This is a genomic window from Glycomyces endophyticus (assembly GCF_039531525.1).
Classification (GTDB): domain Bacteria; phylum Actinomycetota; class Actinomycetes; order Mycobacteriales; family Micromonosporaceae; genus Glycomyces; species Glycomyces endophyticus.
The window spans coordinates 26,011-44,462 of the sequence record NZ_BAAAQF010000025.1 but is presented as its reverse complement, the minus strand read 5'-3'; the positions used below and the strand labels follow the sequence as shown (position 1 = coordinate 44,462).

Annotated in this window: 14 protein-coding genes and 1 pseudogene; 7 read left to right on the top strand and 8 right to left on the bottom strand. The window is 70.9% G+C overall.

All coding sequences use genetic code 11. The features are described 5' to 3' along the window. Positions 1 to 770: 770 nt before the first annotated feature. The 3 genes and pseudogenes from rpmA to ABD419_RS22740 all read right to left on the bottom strand — a co-directional run. Positions 771 to 1,040, bottom strand: coding sequence for a 50S ribosomal protein L27 (gene rpmA, locus ABD419_RS22750; protein ID WP_091052687.1), 270 nt, complete (start codon positions 1,038 to 1,040; stop codon positions 771 to 773). 11 nt (positions 1,041 to 1,051) lie between these two features. Further along, a complete protein-coding gene (rplU, locus tag ABD419_RS22745) occupies positions 1,052 to 1,351 on the bottom strand; it encodes a 50S ribosomal protein L21 (RefSeq protein ID WP_091052684.1) in 300 nt (99 codons plus the stop codon). A 592-nt stretch (positions 1,352 to 1,943) separates the two neighbouring features. Next, positions 1,944 to 4,230, bottom strand: a pseudogene (locus ABD419_RS22740) (Rne/Rng family ribonuclease); the annotation flags it as partial. Positions 4,231 to 4,787: 557 nt separating this feature from the next. On the opposite strand from ABD419_RS22740, the gene ABD419_RS22735 reads away from it, so the two are divergent. Both ABD419_RS22735 and ABD419_RS22730 read left to right on the top strand, forming a co-directional pair. Beyond that, positions 4,788 to 5,471: a hypothetical protein gene (locus ABD419_RS22735; RefSeq protein WP_344491656.1), complete on the top strand. Its 684-nt coding sequence runs from the start codon at positions 4,788 to 4,790 to the stop codon at positions 5,469 to 5,471. Between the two features lie 74 nt (positions 5,472 to 5,545). Then, complete coding sequence (locus ABD419_RS22730) at positions 5,546 to 6,808, top strand: hypothetical protein (protein WP_344491653.1); 1,263 nt, start codon at positions 5,546 to 5,548, stop codon at positions 6,806 to 6,808. A gap of 69 nt (positions 6,809 to 6,877) precedes the next feature. On the opposite strand, the gene ABD419_RS22725 is transcribed toward ABD419_RS22730, so the two are convergent. Together ABD419_RS22725 and eccE are read right to left on the bottom strand one after the other, a co-directional pair. Beyond that, entirely contained in the window at positions 6,878 to 8,509 is a 1,632-nt protein-coding gene (locus tag ABD419_RS22725; RefSeq protein WP_344491650.1) for a hypothetical protein, read from the bottom strand. Further along, entirely contained in the window at positions 8,506 to 9,762 is a 1,257-nt protein-coding gene (gene eccE, locus ABD419_RS22720) for a type VII secretion protein EccE (RefSeq protein WP_344491647.1), read from the bottom strand. The genes ABD419_RS22725 and eccE overlap by 4 nt, the downstream gene beginning before the upstream one ends. A 186-nt stretch (positions 9,763 to 9,948) precedes the next feature. Here eccE and ABD419_RS22715 point away from each other — a divergent pair, with 186 nt between their 5' ends. Beyond that, the gene (locus ABD419_RS22715) at positions 9,949 to 11,265 is read left to right on the top strand and encodes a S8 family peptidase (RefSeq protein ID WP_344491644.1); all 1,317 of its coding nucleotides are present in this window, start codon (positions 9,949 to 9,951) and stop codon (positions 11,263 to 11,265) included. Positions 11,266 to 11,508: 243 nt separating this feature from the next. On the opposite strand, the gene ABD419_RS22710 is transcribed toward ABD419_RS22715, so the two are convergent. Next, positions 11,509 to 11,787 (bottom strand): WXG100 family type VII secretion target, encoded by a 279-nt coding sequence (locus tag ABD419_RS22710; RefSeq protein ID WP_344491642.1) that lies wholly within the window; start codon positions 11,785 to 11,787, stop codon positions 11,509 to 11,511. A 37-nt stretch (positions 11,788 to 11,824) separates the two neighbouring features. Further along, on the bottom strand, positions 11,825 to 12,106 hold the full coding sequence (locus ABD419_RS22705) for a WXG100 family type VII secretion target (RefSeq protein WP_344491639.1): 282 nt from the start codon (positions 12,104 to 12,106) through the stop codon (positions 11,825 to 11,827). Positions 12,107 to 12,601: 495 nt separating this feature from the next. Between ABD419_RS22705 and ABD419_RS22700 the strand changes: the two genes are divergently transcribed. Together ABD419_RS22700 and ABD419_RS22695 are read left to right on the top strand one after the other, a co-directional pair. Beyond that, complete coding sequence (locus ABD419_RS22700) at positions 12,602 to 13,192, top strand: hypothetical protein (RefSeq protein WP_344491636.1); 591 nt, start codon at positions 12,602 to 12,604, stop codon at positions 13,190 to 13,192. A gap of 32 nt (positions 13,193 to 13,224) precedes the next feature. Further along, on the top strand, positions 13,225 to 14,487 hold the full coding sequence (locus ABD419_RS22695; protein WP_344491633.1) for a hypothetical protein: 1,263 nt from the start codon (positions 13,225 to 13,227) through the stop codon (positions 14,485 to 14,487). 113 nt (positions 14,488 to 14,600) lie between these two features. On the opposite strand, the gene ABD419_RS22690 is transcribed toward ABD419_RS22695, so the two are convergent. Next, positions 14,601 to 15,863 carry a S8 family serine peptidase gene (locus ABD419_RS22690; RefSeq protein ID WP_344491631.1) on the bottom strand — a complete coding sequence of 421 codons (1,263 nt, stop codon included), beginning with the start codon at positions 15,861 to 15,863 and terminating at the stop codon, positions 14,601 to 14,603. 545 nt (positions 15,864 to 16,408) lie between these two features. On the opposite strand from ABD419_RS22690, the gene ABD419_RS22685 reads away from it, so the two are divergent. Both ABD419_RS22685 and ABD419_RS22680 read left to right on the top strand, forming a co-directional pair. Further along, on the top strand, positions 16,409 to 16,720 hold the full coding sequence (locus ABD419_RS22685; protein WP_344491628.1) for a hypothetical protein: 312 nt from the start codon (positions 16,409 to 16,411) through the stop codon (positions 16,718 to 16,720). A gap of 3 nt (positions 16,721 to 16,723) precedes the next feature. Beyond that, a complete protein-coding gene (locus ABD419_RS22680; protein ID WP_344491625.1) occupies positions 16,724 to 18,448 on the top strand; it encodes an alpha/beta hydrolase in 1,725 nt (574 codons plus the stop codon). Positions 18,449 to 18,452 lie beyond the last annotated feature (4 nt).

Sequence of the window (18,452 nt, the reverse complement as noted above, 5' to 3'; positions counted from 1 at the left end):
CTCATCCACATCAGGATTTCGTTCTCCGCCGGAGCAACCTCTCAACTCTAACAGTCTCGGATCGCTCTGCAAACTTCAGGTCGATTAACCTGTGTCACACACGAGCGAGCCTCTGGTGAGTCTCTGAGTGTCCCGCGATTCAGCTACCGGACCGCGCCTGACTCATTGAATCTGTCGCTGGTCTCCGGCGGCTTCCGGACCAGACCTTCTCGGTTCTGTTCCGTTCCCCCGCGGGCAAAGACAAATATACACGGGGTTTTGAGCGCACGAATCAGGGGGGTCCCTTTCCGCTCGCGACGGCGCTGACCTGCCGCATTACCGCTGCGGCGCAGTCGAGTCGGCCTGAGCCGACTGCGTTCGCCATCGGCGCCGGCCGTGGATTCGCGCGGCGCCTCGGGGGTTCCCGACTTCGAACCTACGGGAGGGGTACGACATCCGGGGGTCGGCGCTGTGAACGGATGGTGTCGTTCGGTGCGCGGAGGAGACGGAGGAGAAGGAGGGGAGAGAGCGATGGAAGAAGGAGAGGGAAGAAGGACAGCGCGGAACGCCAGGGAAGGGGGAAGGAGGAGGCGCGTTGCGCGGAGGAGGGAGGAGGAAGAAGAACCGGCGCCGAGCACACCGCCCGCTGCCGGGAGACTGACCCGGTCGCGTGGGACGCGAGCCTGTCGGCGGCGCGGTGCGGAGTCCGGCCGGCGGGTACGCGAAAGGGGCCGGGCCCGTCGAAAGACGGGCCCGGCCCCTTCGTGCTGGTGAGCGTTGCCGCTCTGGTCTTACGCCGCGACCTCGGTGGAGATCGGGACGATGTTGACCAGCTTGCGTCCGCGCTTCTGCGAGAACAGCACTTCACCCTCGGCGAGGGCGAAGAGCGTGTCGTCGCCGCCGCGGCCGACGAGGTCGCCCGGGTGGTACTTGGTGCCGCGCTGACGGATCAGGATCTCGCCCGCGCTGACGTGCTGGCCGCCGAAGCGCTTGACGCCAAGTCGCTTGGAGTTGGAGTCACGCCCGTTGCGGGAGCTGGATGCGCCCTTCTTGTGTGCCATCGTTCAACCCCTTACTTGGTGATACCGGTGATGCGCACGCGGGTCAGCGGCTGGCGGTGACCCTGGCGCTTGTGGTAGCCGGTCTTGTTCTTGTACTTGTGGATCTTGATCTTCGGGCCCTTGGTGTGCTCGAGAAGTTCACCGCTCACCGTGACGCCGGAGGCGTCGGTGACCACAGTGCCTTCGTCGACGAGCAACACCGCGGGCAGCGTAAGCGTGTCGCCGGACTCGCCCTGAAGCTTCTCGACTTCGAGGACGTCGCCCTCGGCGACCTTGTACTGCTTTCCGCCAGTCTTGACGATTGCGTACATGTCGACGCGGTCTCCTTGGGTCCTCCCCGATGCGGGGACATAGCTGTCAGTTCCCCGCAGGGGAACGGTGTCTGTCAATTTCGCGGTGTCACGCACCGTGCCAACTCCGGCTTCGCGAACGTCGCCTGGGCTGGCCCGCCGATCGAGCTCCGCGCTCGTCCCCGCTTGCGCGAGGACGAAAAGCTGAGGGCTCTATAGGCCGCTCACTAGGGTACGTCATGTACCCGCTGGTTCCGGCATGGGGATCAGGCGGACGCCGCGAACGTCACAGTCCGCGGCGCCGCCCGATCCTAAGACCGGTCCGAATCGGCGCCGGCGTCGCCGGAGTCCGGTTCGGGGTCCGCCGTGTCGGAGTCCGACGCGGCGGGGGTCTGCTGCTCCTCGGCCAGGACCTGGTCGGCGTCCGCGGGGACGGCCTCCTCGGTCGCGGCCGCGGTGTCGATCGTCTCGGTCTCGACCACGAGCGCGGCGTCGGGCTCGGAGGCCTCGGCGATCGGCTCGGAGGTCGTCTCGTCGACGATCTCGACGGTGTCGTCGTGGTCGTCCTCGGGCCCGTGGTCGGAGGCGGCCGCGATCTTCGCGGTCGCGTCGGCGACGGACTTGCCCTGCGGCTCGGACTTGTCCTGCTGCTGCTGGCGGCCGGACTTGGACTTGTCCTTCTTCTTCTTGCCGCCGCCGTTCTGCCCCTGGGCCTGGCCCTGGTGCTGCTGGCCCTGGTGCTGGCCGGCGTTGCCGCCGCCACCGCCGTTGCCCTTCTTGCGGCCGTTGCCGAGGATCTCGTCCGTGTGGATCATGACGCCGCGGCCCTTGCAGTGGTCGCAGGGCTCGGAGAACGCCTCGATGAGGCCCTGGCCGACCCGCTTGCGGGTCATCTGCACCAGGCCCAGCGAGGTGACCTCGGTGACCTGGTGCTTGGTCCGGTCACGGCCCAGGCACTCGGTCAGGCGGCGGAGCACCAGGTCGCGGTTGGACTCCAGGACCATGTCGATGAAGTCGATGACGATGATGCCGCCGATGTCGCGCAGGCGCAGCTGGCGCACGATCTCCTCGGCCGCCTCCAGGTTGTTCCTGGTGACGGTCTCCTCGAGGTTACCGCCCTCTCCGGTGAAGCGACCGGTGTTGACGTCGATCACGGTCATCGCCTCGGTGCGGTCGATGACGAGCGAGCCGCCCGACGGCAGGTAGACCTTGCGGTCCAGCGCCTTGAGCAGTCCCTCGTCGACGCGCTTCTCGGCGAAGACGTCCTTCGTGCCGGTGTGGCGCTTGAGCCGCGGCAGGAGCTCGGGCGAGACCGACTCGAGGTACTTGTGGATCTCGTCGTAGGCCTCGTCGCCCTCGACCAGGAGCTCCTTGAAGTCCTCGTTGAAGACGTCGCGGACAACCCGGATGAGCACGTCGGGCTCGGAGTGCAGCACCGCGGGGGCGCTGCTCTTCTTCGCCTTGGCCTGGATCTCCTCCCACTCGATCTGGAGGCGGGAGATGTCGCGGGCGAGCTCCTCGGGGCCGGCGCCCTCGGCGGCGGTGCGCACGATGACGCCCGCGCTCTCGGGGACCAGCTTCTTGAGCGCCGCGCGGAGGCGGGTGCGCTCGCGGTCGGGGAGCTTGCGGGAGATCCCCGAGGCGTTGCCGCCGGGGACGTAGACCAGATGCCGCCCCGAGAGGGCGACGTGGCTGGTCAGGCGGGCGCCCTTGTGGCCGACCGGGTCCTTGGTGACCTGGACGAGCACGGAGTCGCCGGGCCGGAGGGCCTGCTCGATCGAGCGGGCTCGGCCGGCCAGGCCGGTCGCGTCCCAGTTGACCTCGCCGGCGTACAGCACGGCGTTGCGGCCGCGGCCGATGTCGACGAAGGCGGCCTCCATGCTCGGGAGCACGTTCTGGACCTTGCCGAGGTAGACGTTCCCGACCAGGCCCTGGGCCCCGGACTTCGAGACGTAGTGCTCGGCGAGGATGCCGTCCTCGAGGACGGCGGCCTGGGCGCGGCCGTTGCGGACGCGGACGACCATCTGGCGCTCGACCGCCTCGCGGCGGGCAAGGAACTCGGCCTCGGAGACCACCTGGACGCGGTTGCGACCGGTCTTGCGGCCGTCGCGGCGCCGCTGGCGCTTCGCCTCGAGCCGGGTGGAGCCGGAGACGCCGCGCACTTCCTCGTTGGAGGAGGGGCGGCGCTGCGGGGAGCGGACCTTGACGACCACTTCGGCGTCGTCGTCGGAGTCGTCGGGACGGGAGCGGTCGGAGTCCTCGGACCCGGCGCGCCTGCGGCGGCGGCGACGACGGCGGGTGACCTCGGGGCCGTCGGCGCCCGAGTCCTCGTCGTCCTCGTCGGACTGCTCGTCCTCGTCGTCGTCATCGTCGTCGGAGCCCTCGGCACCGTCGACGCCCTTGCCGCGGCCGCGGCCGCGGCGGCCCCGGCGGCCGCGCCTGCGGCGCCCGGCCTCGGAGTCGTCATCGTCGTCGAACTCGTCGTCGTCGAAGTCCTCGGCGACCGGCTCCTCGGCCTTCGGCTCGCGCTCGGCGGCCTTGTCCTCGGGGCCCCGGTCGGCGGGCTTGTCGCCGGAGCGCTGCTCGCCGCGGTTGCGGGTGCGCTTGCGCGTCGGCTGCTGCTCCTGCTGGGGCTGGGCCTTCTTGGCCTGCGTCTTCTTCGCCTGGCGGCGGGGCTCGGCGTCCTGGCCGCGGCGGGAGTCGCCGTCGTCCTGGTGGTCGCGGGAGTCGGACCGGGTCCGCTCGGACCTGGGTTCGTCCGCCTTGGGGGCGGCCTTGGGCGGGGGTGCGAACATCGCGGCGGTCGCAGCGGAGGCCCGGGGCCGCTCGCTGCGCGGCGCCTCGGGCGCCGGTTCGTCGCTCTTGGGTTTCTGAGGAGCCATGAAGGTCACCGCGATCGCGGGCACCTGTTCGCGCGGCTCATTCTCGCGCATACGAATAAATCTCCATTCCAGCCGCTGCCCGGGCGCGTGACGCGGTTTGCGTCCGCTGCCGCACGGGCGCGGCATCAGCAGTGCGGTCCTCCCGACCGGGCGGGGGCCGGCGTCCGGCTCGCGTCGCCCATCAGGCTCGCGAGCCTTGTTCCGGCGCTGTCCCCAGTTGTTCGGGCCGCTCTGTAAAGCCTCAACTCGCGCTGGGGAAACACCTCTGCCCCCAGCCGAGTCGTCAAGTCCGTCGCCGTCGTGAGGGGCGCGGACTGGACATCTGCGGGTCGCACCGTCCGTAGACATGTGCGGTACGACAAGGTCGAGTATCGCACACTCTGTGTCTTTCGCCGAACAGGTGGACAAGCCGGTGCCCTCCCTCTCAGTGGGAGCCGTCACGATCGGGTGAGAAAACACGACTCCTCGTGGTTGGCACGAATCGAGCGTGGCCCGTGTCCCATGTACTCGATAAGCTGTCCAGTGGCGCGCCAGCAGCGGCCACGGATGTTAAGGACAGAGCCATCGCACTCCAGGTGATCGACTCGGACAAGTCCGAGGAGCCCCGGGCGGACGGGAAACCGGCCACCTACCAGGGGCGGCATCGCGGTGCCGACCTGTTCCGCCAGCTCACGAGCGTCGGATGGGTCCTCGCGGTCGTCGCGGTCCTGCTGCTCGCCGGCGGCACGGTGCTCTTCTGGAGCTCCGGCATCGGCGACGAGGCGCCGCTGGTCGAGGCCGGCGAGATCGGCGACCTGTGCGAGCGCGTCGTCGACCCCGAGCTGCTCGCGCCGTGGGCCGACACCGAGCAGGCGCGCAGCCCCGAGGAGTCCTCGGAGGAGAAGGTCCAGGCGTTCGACTGCACGTACTCGGCCGAGTACGCCGGCGGCGACGCCTACCGGCTGGTGACCCTGTTCGCGACCGTCCAGGTGTACGAGGACGCGGCGAAGGCCCGTGCGGCGTACGCCGGCGTGCTCGAGTTCGAGGCGTCCGAAGGCCACACCACCGAGGGCGTGGGCGACGTCGGCGAGCAGGCGGCGACCGCGGTCATCGCCGAGGGCGAGGAGACGGAAGTGCGCCTCCACGCCCAGGAGGCGAACACCACGCTGAGCCTGAACGTGTTCGTCACGGGCACGCCGCCCGAGGGCGGCGACGTGGCGGCGTTGGCCCAAAGCCTGTCCTCCGGTCTCCTCGACTCACTCCCCCGGGCGGGGAATTAGGCGGCTCCCTTTAAGCTGACCGTGACTACCGCGGCGTCAAGTCGACACGCCGCAACCATTCGCGGAGGATCATCGTGAGCGCCACACCACCCTTTGGCCCGGCATACGACGAGCAGCCCGACGACGGGCGGCGGTCGGGCTCCGGCCAGTGGCGGCCCCGCGCGGGCCGGCCGCAGGGATCGGGCGAGCCGTACTCTGCTCAAGGTGATCAAGGCCGCCGCCAGGGCGGACAGCCGAACCCCGAGCGCCCCCAGCAGGGCGGCTACGGGCAGGGGCGGCCCCAGGCGGGGCGTCCCTCGCCGCAGGCCGGACGGCCGTCGCCGCAGGGCGGCGCGCCGCGGGCGGGCGGCCCCTCGGCGGGCCGCGGGCCGCAGCCGGGCCAGTACCAGTCCCCCCAGCAGCAGTTCTCGCCGCAGCCCGGGGGCTATGAGGCGCAGCCGGGCGGCTACGAGTCGCGCCGGCCGAGCGGGCCCGTGACCGGGTCGACGCCGCGGACGGGCGCGCCGCAGGGCGGCCGCGAGTACCGGCCGAGCCCCGGCGCGGCCCCGGAGGGCTCCCCGCAGCATCAGGACCAGCCGTTCGAGGAGGCCGCGTTCGTCGACGAGCGCGGCAGGGACGAGTGGGGCGGCGGCGCCGAGACCACCACGATCGGGCGCCTCGGCTACATGCCGAAGGAGCCGCGGCGGCGCTCGGACTTCCAGAAGGTGCGCAGCCGGGCCCGCAAGTCGAGCCCGTGGCCGAAGATCGTCGCGGGCGTCGTGGCGCTCGCGCTGGTGGGCGGCGGCGTGTGGTGGTTCGTGAACCGCGACTCGGACGACGGCGGCGGCGACGGCGCCGACGCGGGCCTCGTCTACGCGGGCAGCGAGTCGCCGTGCTCGCTGGTCGACGCCGGTCCGCTGGAGTCCGCCGTGAACGGCGCGGAGCCGTCCGAGGCCGCCGAGGCCGAGCAGAAGAGCCGCGGCTGGGTGCAGCTGTGCACCCTGACGTACGGCGAGGCGGACCAGGCGGCCGCGCTGCTCGAGGTCGACGGGACCGTGTTCGACAGCGACGCGAAGGCCAGCGTGAACTTCGAGCTGGGCACCGGGGAGCTGGGCGACCTGGCCGAGCTGTGGACGCCGGTCGACCCGGCGCCGGTGATCGGCGATCAGGCCGCCGCGGTGGCGCGGGTCGTGACCGACGGGACCTCGAACTACCAGCTGCACCTCCAGGACGCGAACGTCTACCTGGTGCTGCGGCTCTCGGTGGCGAAGGAGGCCGGGGTCGACGAGGCGAGCCTCACGGAGATGACCACGCAGCTGGCCGAGGCGTACCTGGCGAACTGGCGCGACGCGAGCTGACCTCTTGACACGACACGGCCCCTTCACTCGAAAGAGTGAAAGGGCCGTTCGTCGTTCCGGGCGTGTCGCCTAGTACGTGCGCATCGGGGCGCCGAACATCTGGGACTCGATGGAGGTCGGGGCGCACCACAGGTAGCGCTCCTTCTGGCCCTTCCGCAGCATGGCGATCATGTCGTCGTGCAGCATCTGGAGCCACTGGAGCACCTCCTGGTTGACCCGGATCGCCGAGCGGGCGATCTGGGCCTCTTCGGCGGTGAGCCGCTGGAGGACCGTCATGTGGGCCTCGCCGGTGAGGCTGTCGGCGTAGTTCGTCAGGCGCGGGAGCACCGTCAGCTGGGTGCGCCAGGGGCCGAGGACCGGCTTGGTCTGGGAGCCGCGCTCGCCGACGTCGTACACGTACAGGGCCGGGGAGTGCTGGCTCGCCTCGACGGTGACCGGCTGGTCGCCGTGCAGGACCGCGAGGCGGTCGTTGCGGCCGGTCGCGGTCTCGCCGAGGCCGTTCCACTCCTGCGGGCGGGTCGTGCACACCGCGACGCGGGTGCCGATCGCCAGCGCGCGGAAGACCAGCAGGCGGGCGAGGTAGACGCCGCCGATGAGGTTGATGCGGGTCTCCTCGGGCCGGAAGAACGGGGCCACGACCGGGACCTGCTCGGCGTCGCGGCCGATGACGAGCCCGGCGGGCGGGCTCGCGGAGGTCATGAGCTCGAGGGCGCGGGCGGTCGGGATCTGGGAGACGGACTTGACCGGCTCGATCGGCTTGCCCGCGTCGCGGGCGGTCTCGACCGCGCGGTCGGTGACCGGGAGGCCGTAGACGGTGCCCTCGGTGGGGCCCGCGGAGACCTGCGAGACGCCGAACAGGCCGGCCGAGGTCGGCAGGGAGCTGATCGGGCCGCCGGTGATCGGGGCGGCGCCGGAGTAGGGCATGCCCGAGTACGGCTGGGCGCTCGCGGGCTGCGCGGAGTACGGCTGGCCGGAGACGGGGCCGCCGGAGATCGGTCCGCCCGAGATCGGGCTGCCGGAGACGGGCTGGCCGGACACCGGCTGGGCCGAGACCGGGGCGGCCGACACGGGGGCGGCGGCGGGCGGCTGGGCCGGGCGCTGCTGCGGGGACGTCGGTTGCGGGGGCTGGTACGGCGGCTGCTGGGGGCGCTGCTGCTGCGAGGGCTGGCCCTGGGGCGGCGTCGCGGGCGGGGGCGCGACCGGTCGCTGCTGCTGGTACTGCGGCGGCGAGGACGGCGGCTGGCCCTGGGGTCCCGGGGGCTGCGGCGGGCGCATCTCCGGGGGCCGCGGGGTCTGGTACTGCGGCTGCTGGGGCCGCTGCTGCTGCGAGGGCGGGCCCTGCGGGGCCTGGGCGGGGTGCGGGGGCTGCGCGCCGCCGCGGGCCGCGGGCTGCTGCGGGGGCTGCTGGCCCTGGCGGGCGCCGTAGACGCCGCCGGGCTGGGCGGGCTGCTGGCCGGTCTGGCCGGGCGGGCGGCCGTAGGCCGGGGCCTGCGGGTGCCCGGACGGGCTCGACGGCGCCTGCGGCGGGGAGGCCGGGGGCTGGCCGGCGCGGGGCACGTTGAGGGTGCCGCCCTGGTCGTCGTCGACCGGGCGCTGGTCGTCATCGTCGTCGGAGTGGCGACCGCCGGGGCGGTAGTTCCCGCCCTGGTACGAGCCCCCCTGGTAGGTGCCGCCGCCGTAGACGTTGCCGCGGTCGGTCATCGGGGTCCTCCTCCGGTCGGAGCGGATGCGTAGGCGGCGGGTCCGTGCTCGCCGTCGAGGCGCTGCAGGCGGACGCCGAGCTGGTCGGCGACGTTGAGCAGCTGGTTCTGCGCCGATTCCCACGACGCCTGGTCGAGCGCGAGGCGCACGATGGCGTCGACGGCGAGCTGGCGGCCGGTGACCCGGCCGTCCGGGTTGACCTTGCCGTTGGCGCCGGCGGTGACCACGGTCGAGACGGTCACGAAGGCGGCGGGGACGCCGGAGAGGGCGTCCACGGTGCGGTGCAGGGCCACGGCGTCGGTGGGCCACTTGGTGATCCGGTAGGCGACGTGGCGCAGGCCGTCGGCGTACCAGTGGTTCCACTCCTCGGCGGTCCGCTCCCCGGGGACGGGTGCGAACGCGACGCCGAGGGACTGCTGGACCGCTTCGCGGACCCCTTCGGCGTCGAGGATGCGGTTGGGGACGCCGACGTTGCCGAGGAGCTTGCTGACGCGCTGCGCGGTCGAGGCGAGGGCCTTGTAGACGCCGTCGACCTCGCCGCCGCGCTCGGCGGTGGCCTCGCGGGCGTCGCGGGCGCCGAGGCGCACGGCGAGCCAGGCCTTGTGGTGGACGACGGCGGGGTAGTCGCCGAGGAGTTCGCGGTAGGACCGCGAGGAGGGGCTGTTGTCATAGGCGGCCAGGCCGACCGGGGTGGTGTGGCCGACGAGCTGGACGGCGGAGACGGGCACGGAGGTCTCGTCGAAGAGGCGTTCGAGCCGCTCCAGCGGGACGGCCTTGGTGCCCTCGTCGGTGGAGCCGATCTCGATGACCGCGAACCAGCCGCCGTTGTCGTGCCCGATGCCGACGTTCTCGTCGCGGTCCTCGACGCCGGTGATGCCCAGGTCGGGGGCGATCCGGTGGAGGACCTCGGTGAGCTGCTGGGGGTCGAGGGCGCGGATGCGCCGGCGCATGCGGGACTTGAGCGGCCAGGTCTGGTACCACCAGTAGTCGCCCTTGCGCCAGAACACGACGATCAGCACGATGAGCGCCACGCCGCCTCCGGCGGCCAGCGCGATCATCCCGAACGCCAAGCACGCCAACGCGATCGTGAGCGCGAGCTCCACGGCGATGAGCTGGGCGACGGTGAGCGGGCCGAGCCGGCCCGATGAGCGGGTCGTGAACACGACCGACTCGCCGGCGACAGGGCCGCCTTGCTGCTGGGCCTGCACGGACGCGGTACCGCGTGCTTGCTGCTGCCCCTGAAGCATCGTCATTGGCGACGTCTCCATCATGAAGGTGAGTGGTCGTACCTATCGTAAGCGGACGAGTCCACCTCTTGGTCCCCCGCCCTTGCGGTGTTTCGCGCCGGTATACGGCGCACCGGCCCTTTGGCGCTGCGGCGTTAGACTGTGCGGGTGCGATTCCTCCCGCGTATTCCTCTCTATTCCGCAGCGGTCGCGATGGCGACGGCCGGAACGGTGCTGCTGGCGACCTCTCCCGCGCACGCCGAGTTCACCCTCGAACATGCGCTGGCCGACGAGCAGTTCGACTGCGTGCCGCTCGAGGGCGGCGGCGAGCCGCTGAACACCCGGCCGTGGGCGAAGAACTTCATCGGCCTCGACGACGCCCAGCAGTACAACCGGGGCACGTTCGAGCGGGGCGAGAAGCAGGGCCAGCCGGTGACGATCGCGATCATCGACTCGGGCGTGGAGGCCGGTCGGTCCGACGTGTTCGGCGACCGGCTGCTGCCGGGCTACGACTGGTGGGACCCGGACGGGAACGGCCAGTGCGACTCGTTCTACCACGGCACTGCGGTCGCGGCGATCGCCGCGGGCGGCGTGGTCGGCGACAACGACTTCGTCGGGGTCGCGCCGGAGGCGAACATCCTGCCGATCCGGGTGTTCTCGGGGGCGAAGGACGAAGGCGGCGACGACCAGAAGAGCCGGGTCACCGCGGGCGCGATCAACGACGCGGTGGCGAACGGCGCCGACGTCATCAACCTGTCGCTCGTGGTGGTGCACACCGATGAGCTCCAGGCCGCGGTCGAGGCGGCCCTCGCGGCCGGCGTGGTGGTGGTCGGGGCGACGGGCAACGAGAACAAGGAGATGGACGACACCTCCATCGAGGCGGACCAGCAGACGTTCTTCCCGGCGAACTATCCGGGGGTGCTCGCGGTCGGCGCGCACAACCCGTCCGGGAACTGGTACGCGGACAGCAACTTCGGGGAGAACATCGACCTGCTCGCGCCGGGCCAGAACCTCGCGTTCCCCTACGCGGGCGGCGACTGGCAGGAGGCGTCGGGCACGAGCTTCGCGTCCCCGTTCGTGGCCGGTGCGGCCGCGCTCCTGAAGGGCGAGTTCGGGTCCGAGGCGACGCCGGAGTGGATCCAGGCCCGCTTGCAGGAGACCGCGATCCACCCGCCGGACGGCTTCAACATCTACCAGGGCTACGGGGTCCTGAACGTGGCCGAGGCGCTGACGGCGCCGTACGACGAGTCCGAGGTGACCTCGACGGAGGTGCAGGCCGTGCCGACCGAGGACGCCTCCGCCGGGCTGCCGCTCGCGGAGGGCGACCGGCAGGAGATCGGCGCGCTCGACGTCGACTACGACCCGCTGGGCCTGGAGAAGACCATCGCCTGGGCGAGTGTCGGCGGCTCGATCGTGCTGGTCGTCCTCGTCCTGGTGCTCCGCACGATCATCCCGAAGGGCCGCAAGCGCCGCTGGCGGGCCGGGACGCGGGACCCTGAGCGAGTGTTGGTGAAGACGGACATCACGTAGGGGTCGCTCTCCAAGCGTGCTGCTCGCGAGCGGGTTAAGACGCATTGAGCGGGGGTGGAGGCCGATCGGCCTCCACCCCCGCTGTAGTTCACGCGAACTTCCTCGAGGATTCAACCCGGGCGGCGGGTCCCTCCGAGGGTGCCAGCCTTGGCGGCGGTCCCGGGGAGGAGACGGCAAAAGACCCGGGTGATCGCTGGGATCTTCCCGGGTCTTCGCAGAAAACTGAAGCCGTCGGCTCGTTCGTTACGCGAACTTCGCCTTGTTGGCGGCCTCGGTGTTCTGGTAGTTCTCTTTCGCGGTGTTGACGGCGTTACCGACCGCCTCCAGGATCTCGTTCAGCTTCTGGAGGGACTGGGTCCACTCCGCCCGCTTGTCCTGGTACGCCACGGCAGCTTCGTCTTCCCAGTCGAGGGCGTCGAGCTTGTTGCCGAGGTCGCTCAGAGAGTCGTTGATGGACTGCGAGCCCGCGAGGATGCGCTGGCTGGCGTCTTCCATCTCGATGTAGTTAAGTGCGATCACCATGTGGTCACCTCTTTCCTTGGGGTATCGGGGGTCTCTGTCAGAGCAGGTTGGCGAAGGAGCTGGCGTCGGTCTCGTCGGTCTCGGTGGCGGCCGTACCGCTGGAGTCGAGCATCTCGCCGATGCCCTGGAGCGCCTCCATGAGGTCGGCGGACTCCGTGTTCCAGACTTCCATGACACCACTGAACGCGGTGGAGCCGGCGCCCCGCCACGATTCGATGAGGCTCTCCACCAGCGACTTGAGGTCGGCGAGGACCCCGTCGACGTCCTGCTTGGTGTTGAACGTGTCAACGGCAGCCTGGTGGACTGTGTCGGCATCCATTTGGACCATCGGTACACCTCCTGATAATTGAACCGGGGGCTGCGGCCGAGAGATCTAGGCCGTCAGGGGTATCCCAGTGAGTTTTTCATCGATTCCGCAGTCACCATAACCCGTCCGTGCAAACTCACCGGGTTGGCGGTGCGGTTCCGAGTTTACTAGTAGTGACGGAGCCCGTGTATCCCCACTTAGTGCCACCTCGGGCGAACGGGGCAACCAGGGCGACCCCTGGGGTAGTCGGGTCGAAAGGGGCGAGCCGCCGCGGCCGGCGGCCACGGGGCCGCCGGGTCTCACCACAGGTCGCGCGGTCCGGACGGGCTCCCTTGTGTCCCGGTCTCCCCCGTTCGTGCCATGCCGTGCCGCCAACGGCGTCCGGATTGCGGTGCATCGGTATGCTGGGAGGAGCACAGATCGGAGCAGCCGCGTGCCCACCGCACGGCGTGACGTCTCGCGAGCGCCCCGACCATACCCCCTGACGAATCTCAACCCATCGAGGTGATGACGTTGCTTCCCGAGGACATGGGTGGCGGTGCGGTCCAGAACAGGGACGGCTCCTACACAGTTACCGACTCCAGTGGCACCCGGTTCCAGATGACCGAGGAGTCCTTCGACGAGTTCATCTCCCAGATGGGCCTCACGCTCACCGACCTCGAGTTCTACCGCAGCCAGGTGCTGGGCGGGTCGGTCGTTCGCATGCGCGAGAACGCCAACCCGGAGTACATGAGCGCCAGCAGCCTGCGAGACGTCGACACGGTGAACCTCCCGTTCGGCGGGTTCGACGACGCCAAGGAGCTCGCGGAGGCGTACAAGTCCGTCTTCTACCCCTCCCGGGCCGAGCAGCTCGACCGCGTGACGCACGGTCTGAACACCGGCAAAGTCATCAGCGAGGACATCAAGACCGGTTACCTCGAGTCCGACGGCAACGTCACTGCGAGCGTCGCGAGCATCGGCAGCGAGTTCGACTCGCGCGGCGGCGGCATTACCGAGTCCGAGGTGAACGAAGCGCGCACCGACAACGCGGACGAGTCAGGCGACGTACCGGCCGGCGACCAGCCGGCGGGTGACGACGACAAGCCCGACCTGTTGTAGCCCAGTCAAGAACCCCTAGGAAGGAGCTGAAGATGGCCGGCAAAGGCAAGGACTTCTACAAGAGCACGTACACCCACGAGCAGTTGTGGGACATGCTCAACGAGGGTGACGACTGGGCCGTCGAGCAGGGCGCCTCGGTCTGGGTCACCGCCGCCAGCGGCATGAAGGCCGCCCGGGAGGAGATGGTCGTCCACGTGCGGTCGCTCCGCACGCAGTGGACCGGTTCCGCCTCCGACGAGTTCGAGTACCGCATGGGTGTCGTCGAGGACTACAGCATCGTCTCCGAAGACGGCATGAAGGCGTACGGCGAGCTCAAGATTCCCGCGCTCGCCCAGTTGCTCAAGACCGCACAGTCCGATGCTCAAGGCGCCGACCTCTACCCGAGCTCGACCGAGAACTACGACGACTGGCTCGAGAGCAACAGCATCGACAAGACCAAGCCGGAGTACGAGGCCAAGAGGACCCAGTACGAGCGGCAGTACGAGGAGTACGTCGACGGGCGCCACGAGCTGATGGCGAAGATCGTGGCGGACTTGGGCGACCGGTACGCGAAGGCCAAGGAAGAGGACTTCAGCGAGCCGCCGCCCCCGCCCCCGAGCGACATGCCCGGCAACTCCACGTACCAGAAGCCGACCGGCGGCGTGTTCGCCGAGGACGCGCTCTCGAACTCGAACGACATCGGCAACTCCCCCAACGACACCCCGGGCGGCAACGACACCGCCGGTGAGGACGGGATCGTCGGCACCGACGACGACCTCGATCCGGTGGACAGCGGCTGGACCCCCGGTTCGTACGACGACACCGACGGCGATCTTGCCGGTGGTCTCGCCGGAGCCACCGTCCCCACGGGCGGCGGCGCGGGATTCACGCCCAGCATGGGTGGCGGCGGGGGCGGCGGCGCCACCATCGCCGCCGGCGCCGGGCTCTTCGGTCCCGCGCGCGGCACCACTCCGGTGGGCGGCGGCAGCGGCACCACGCCTGGTCGCGGAACCGGCGGCACGCCGGGTCGCGGCACCGGTTCGAGCCCCGCTCGCGCCGGCGCCTCGTCGGGCACGGGCGGCCGTTCCGGCTCGGGCACCGGCGGTCGCGGCGGCCTGAACAGCGGCGGCGGCAACCGTCCGGGCGGCCTTGGCGGCCGCGGCGGCAGCGGGAGCGGCGCCGGCGGTCGTGGCGGCTCCCGGTCGGGCTACTACGACGATGACGACGAGACCTACACCAGGGAGACCTGGCTGCGGGAGGACGACGTCGACTGGGGCCGGAACCGCGTCAGCGACGACGAACTCGACGAGGACTGACGGACGGCTCTCGAGAATCGAAGAGGGGCGAGCGGCAGAGCCGCTCGCCCCTCCTTCATGTCCGGGTTGGAAATTCGCAGGGCCGCAGCCGTTCGGCTGCGGCCCTGCGACGTCTAGCGCTGGTTCGGGTCGCCCGGTCGCCAGGGGCTCGGCTCGGCCTGGTGGCCCGGCTGGCCGTATCCCGGGGGCGGGCTGCTGTAGCCCTGCTGTCCCGGCGGGGGGCCGCCGTACCCCTGCTGTCCGCCGCCCATGGGCGGGACGTAGGTCGGGTTGGGCGCGGGCTGCTGGTAGCCGACCTGCGTCGGGTCGTTGCCCGCGTTGAACCCCGGCTGCTGCGCCTGCGCGGCCTTGCGGCCGCGGCCTCGGAGCACCAGCCACACCGCGATCGCGGCGCCGACGAGCACGACCGCCGCGGCGACCACGATCATGCCTGACAGGTTCGATTCCTTGTTGCCGCCGGCCGAGGTCGAGGGGCCACCGGAAACGGCTCCGGGCTCCTGCTCCTCCTCGGGGGCCTCGGAGGTCGGGTCGTCGGGCGTGGCGCCGCTGGCGCCCGCCTCGCCCATCGGGTATCCGAGCGGGTTCTCGTCCACTTGCTCGATGTCGCCGGCGTTGACCGCCTGGTCGGCGTCGACCAGGCCGAAGCCCGTGTCGCCGCCCCGCGTGCCGCTGCCGTCTCCGGCGGTCTGAATGAGCCGCTGAATGACGTTGCTGGCGTCGAGGTCGGGATGAGCGGACCAGGTCAGCGCCGCGACGCCGGCCGCAACGGCCGCACCCATGGAGGTGCCTCCGGTGACCACGCTGTATCCGGAGGAGTCCCCTCCAAGGCTTCCGGTCGAGGGCACCGGCACCGTCATCTCGTCTGCCGGGGACGACAGGACCACTTCGGGCCCGGTGGTGCTGGTGGCGGAGAGGAAGTCGCCGTTCTCGTCCGCGCCCGTGACCGCGACGACCCCGGGAGTGGAGGCGGGGAAGCCGATCTGCTCACCGGGTTCGTTTCCCGAGGAGGCGACGACGATGGCGCCCTTGTCGATGACGTACTGGATGGTCTCCAGGTCCTCCTCGAAGGCCTCACCGGTGATGTGCCAGGGAACGACGAGCACGTCGGCGCCCTCATCGGCGGCGCGCCGGAAAGCACCGTACTCGGCCTCGCCCAAAGCACCGCCGAAGTCCGTGGAGCCGGAGTCCAACCGCACCGGCATGATCGTCGCCTCGGGCGCGGCCAGCAGCACGCCGGCGGCCACAGCAGTCCCGTGGCCGTCCACGTCCGTGCGGCCGTCGGTCTCCCCTGACAGGAGCGAGAACCCGGGAAGCACGTCCTTGCCCTCGAACACAGGGTGATCGGCGACGCCGGTGTCCATGATCGCGATGGTCACGCCCGCACCTCTCGCGGTCTCCCACGCGGCGGGGGCCCCGATCAGATCAGGGACCCACCCGTTCTCGTCGTAGAAGGTCGTGTCCTGAGCCAGCGCCGCACCGGGAGTGACCGCAACAGCCCCGACGGCCACGAGCGCGGCGAAGCCCGTGCCCAGTGCGGCGCGGAGGCCGCGGTGTGGGGACCGGGGTTCGGCGGGGGTTGGCGTGAGAGGTATGGCCATAGGGTTGGACCCCTTCTGTGTGCCGGTCGTTACAGCGCTGTCCGCTCTGCCCCACAACATACCGGACCTGTTTCAGCCCCGCGAGACACGGAGGATCGCGATCCCTTCATAACAATCCGATAACGGTCGGGACGATCCGTGCGTCACCACTATCGGCGGTTTGCCAGGGATTTGTACGCTGTGTGTTGATCGGCACACGAGAGATTGGACCCCCGTGAGCGCCCCATCGGTCACACCCCGCCCTGTCCACGCCTCTTCCCCTGGGACACAACATGGTTGATCTGTCATTGGATCCAGATGAGATCAAACAGGGGGGCGTTTCGATGTTCGCGGCCTCCGACGGCATGTACGAGGACTTCAAACAGGTCGCCAGTGAGGGCGGCGCGCTGGCGGGCTCGGTGGACACCGGGGCCTTCACCGGTGTGAACGAGGTGGCCCAGGCCGTCGAGCGGTGGGAGGGCGCGATCGTGCCCGGGCTGCGAGGCCGGGTGGAGGAGCTGGGGTCGTTCCTGGCGGTGTACTCGGTGCAGCACGTGGACCTCGACGGGATGACCGCCGAGATGTTCGCGCAGTACGCCGATCCCGAGGTGTTCCCGGTCGATCCGGGCTCGCGCACGACGCCGGCGCCGGAGTAGGCCATGAGTGTCACGTACAGCGCGTTGCGCGAGGCGGACTTCGGGCCGCTGGAGGCCGTGGGCGAGCAGTGGCGGGCCCAGGCCGGGCGGCTCGAGGAGCGGGAGTCGGATCTGGACGACCTGCGGCGCAGGCAGATCGGCGAGGCCCAGTGGACCGGGACCGTGGCCGAGGAGGTGCGGTCGCGGGTGAAGCTCATCGGCGACGACACCGTGGAGCGTGCCGGCGAGTGCCGCCGGATCGCGGCGGCGATCGAGGACGCGGTGACGGTCTTCAAGGACCGGCAGGAGGAGCTCGTGGAGCTGCTCTCGGCGCTGCCCGAGGGCCTGTCGGTGGACGCCGACGGGTATGTGACGGCCGATTCGGCCGCGGACGCGGCCGCGTTCGAGCAGCGGATCGAGGCGATCCTCGACGCGGTGCGCGAGGCGGACGAGACCCTGCACGCCGCGGTGGCGGCGATCGCGGGGACGACCGACGCGGACGAGCGGGCCGAGCTCGCGGGCGGGGTCGCGCTCGCGGACGACTTCCAGGACATGCTCGACCGGGACGCGAGCCCGGCCGAGGTGAACGCGTGGTGGGACGGGTTGTCGCCGTTCGAGCAGCAGGGGCTGCTGGAGGCGCGGCCGGAGCTGCTGGCGCAGGTCGACGGGATCCCCACGGGGGTCAGGGACACCGCGAACCGGACCCTGCTCGACGGGGAGCTGCACCGGCGCGAGAGCGAGATCGAGGCCGTCGAGGACCGGCTCGCCGCCGACCCAGGCAACGAGGACCTCCAGAAGCGGCTGGAGGGCCTGCGCGGCACGCAGGAGGACCTGACCCGGCTGCGGGACCGGATCGACGAGCCGTACCAGGTCGGCGCCGGCGGGCCCGCGCTCGACCACTACCTGCTCGGGTACTCCTCCGCGGAGGACGGCCGGGCGATCGTCGCGGTCGGGAACCCCGACACCGCCGACAACGTCTCGGTCCTGGTGCCCGGCACCGGAGCCGACCTCGGGAACGCCACCGGGGACCTGGACCGGGCCCAGCTCATGGCGGGCGACGCGTACTGGGCCGACCCGAGCGCGTCGACCGCGTCGGTGCTGTGGCTCGGGTACGACGCCCCCGACGACATCGTGCCGCAGGCCATGGACAAGCAGTACGCCGAGGACGCGGCGAAGGACCTGAGTTCGTTCGCCTCGGGCCTGCGGGCGGTCGACGAGGACGGGCGGTCGCACGTCACGATGGCGGGCCACTCGTACGGGTCGACGACCGTCGGCATCGCCGCGCGCGACGCCGGACTGGACGTGGACGACATGGTGTTCGTCGGCTCCCCCGGGGTGGGCGTCGACTCGGCGTCCGACCTGGGGATCGACCCGGACCGGGTGTGGGCCACCAGGAACGAGGAGGACATCATCGGCTGGGCCCGCGAGGACACGATCGGCTCGATCGTGGGCGGCGGCGCGGGCGGGCTGATCGGCGGGCCGGTGGGCGGGCTCATCGGCGGTGCGGTCGGGTACTTCACCTCCGACCACGACGACCTCATCCACGGCACCGACCCGGTCTCGGACGCGTTCGGCGGCCGGACCTTCCAGAGCGACGCCACGCGCGACGCCGACGGGATCGAGGAGCTGTGGAAGGACAACGCGGAGAACCACTCCGCCTACTGGGACGGCGACAACGGCCATCCCCGCAACGTCGCCCGCGACAACATGGCCTATATCGTCACCGGTCAGACCAGCGGCGTCCGGTGAGAAC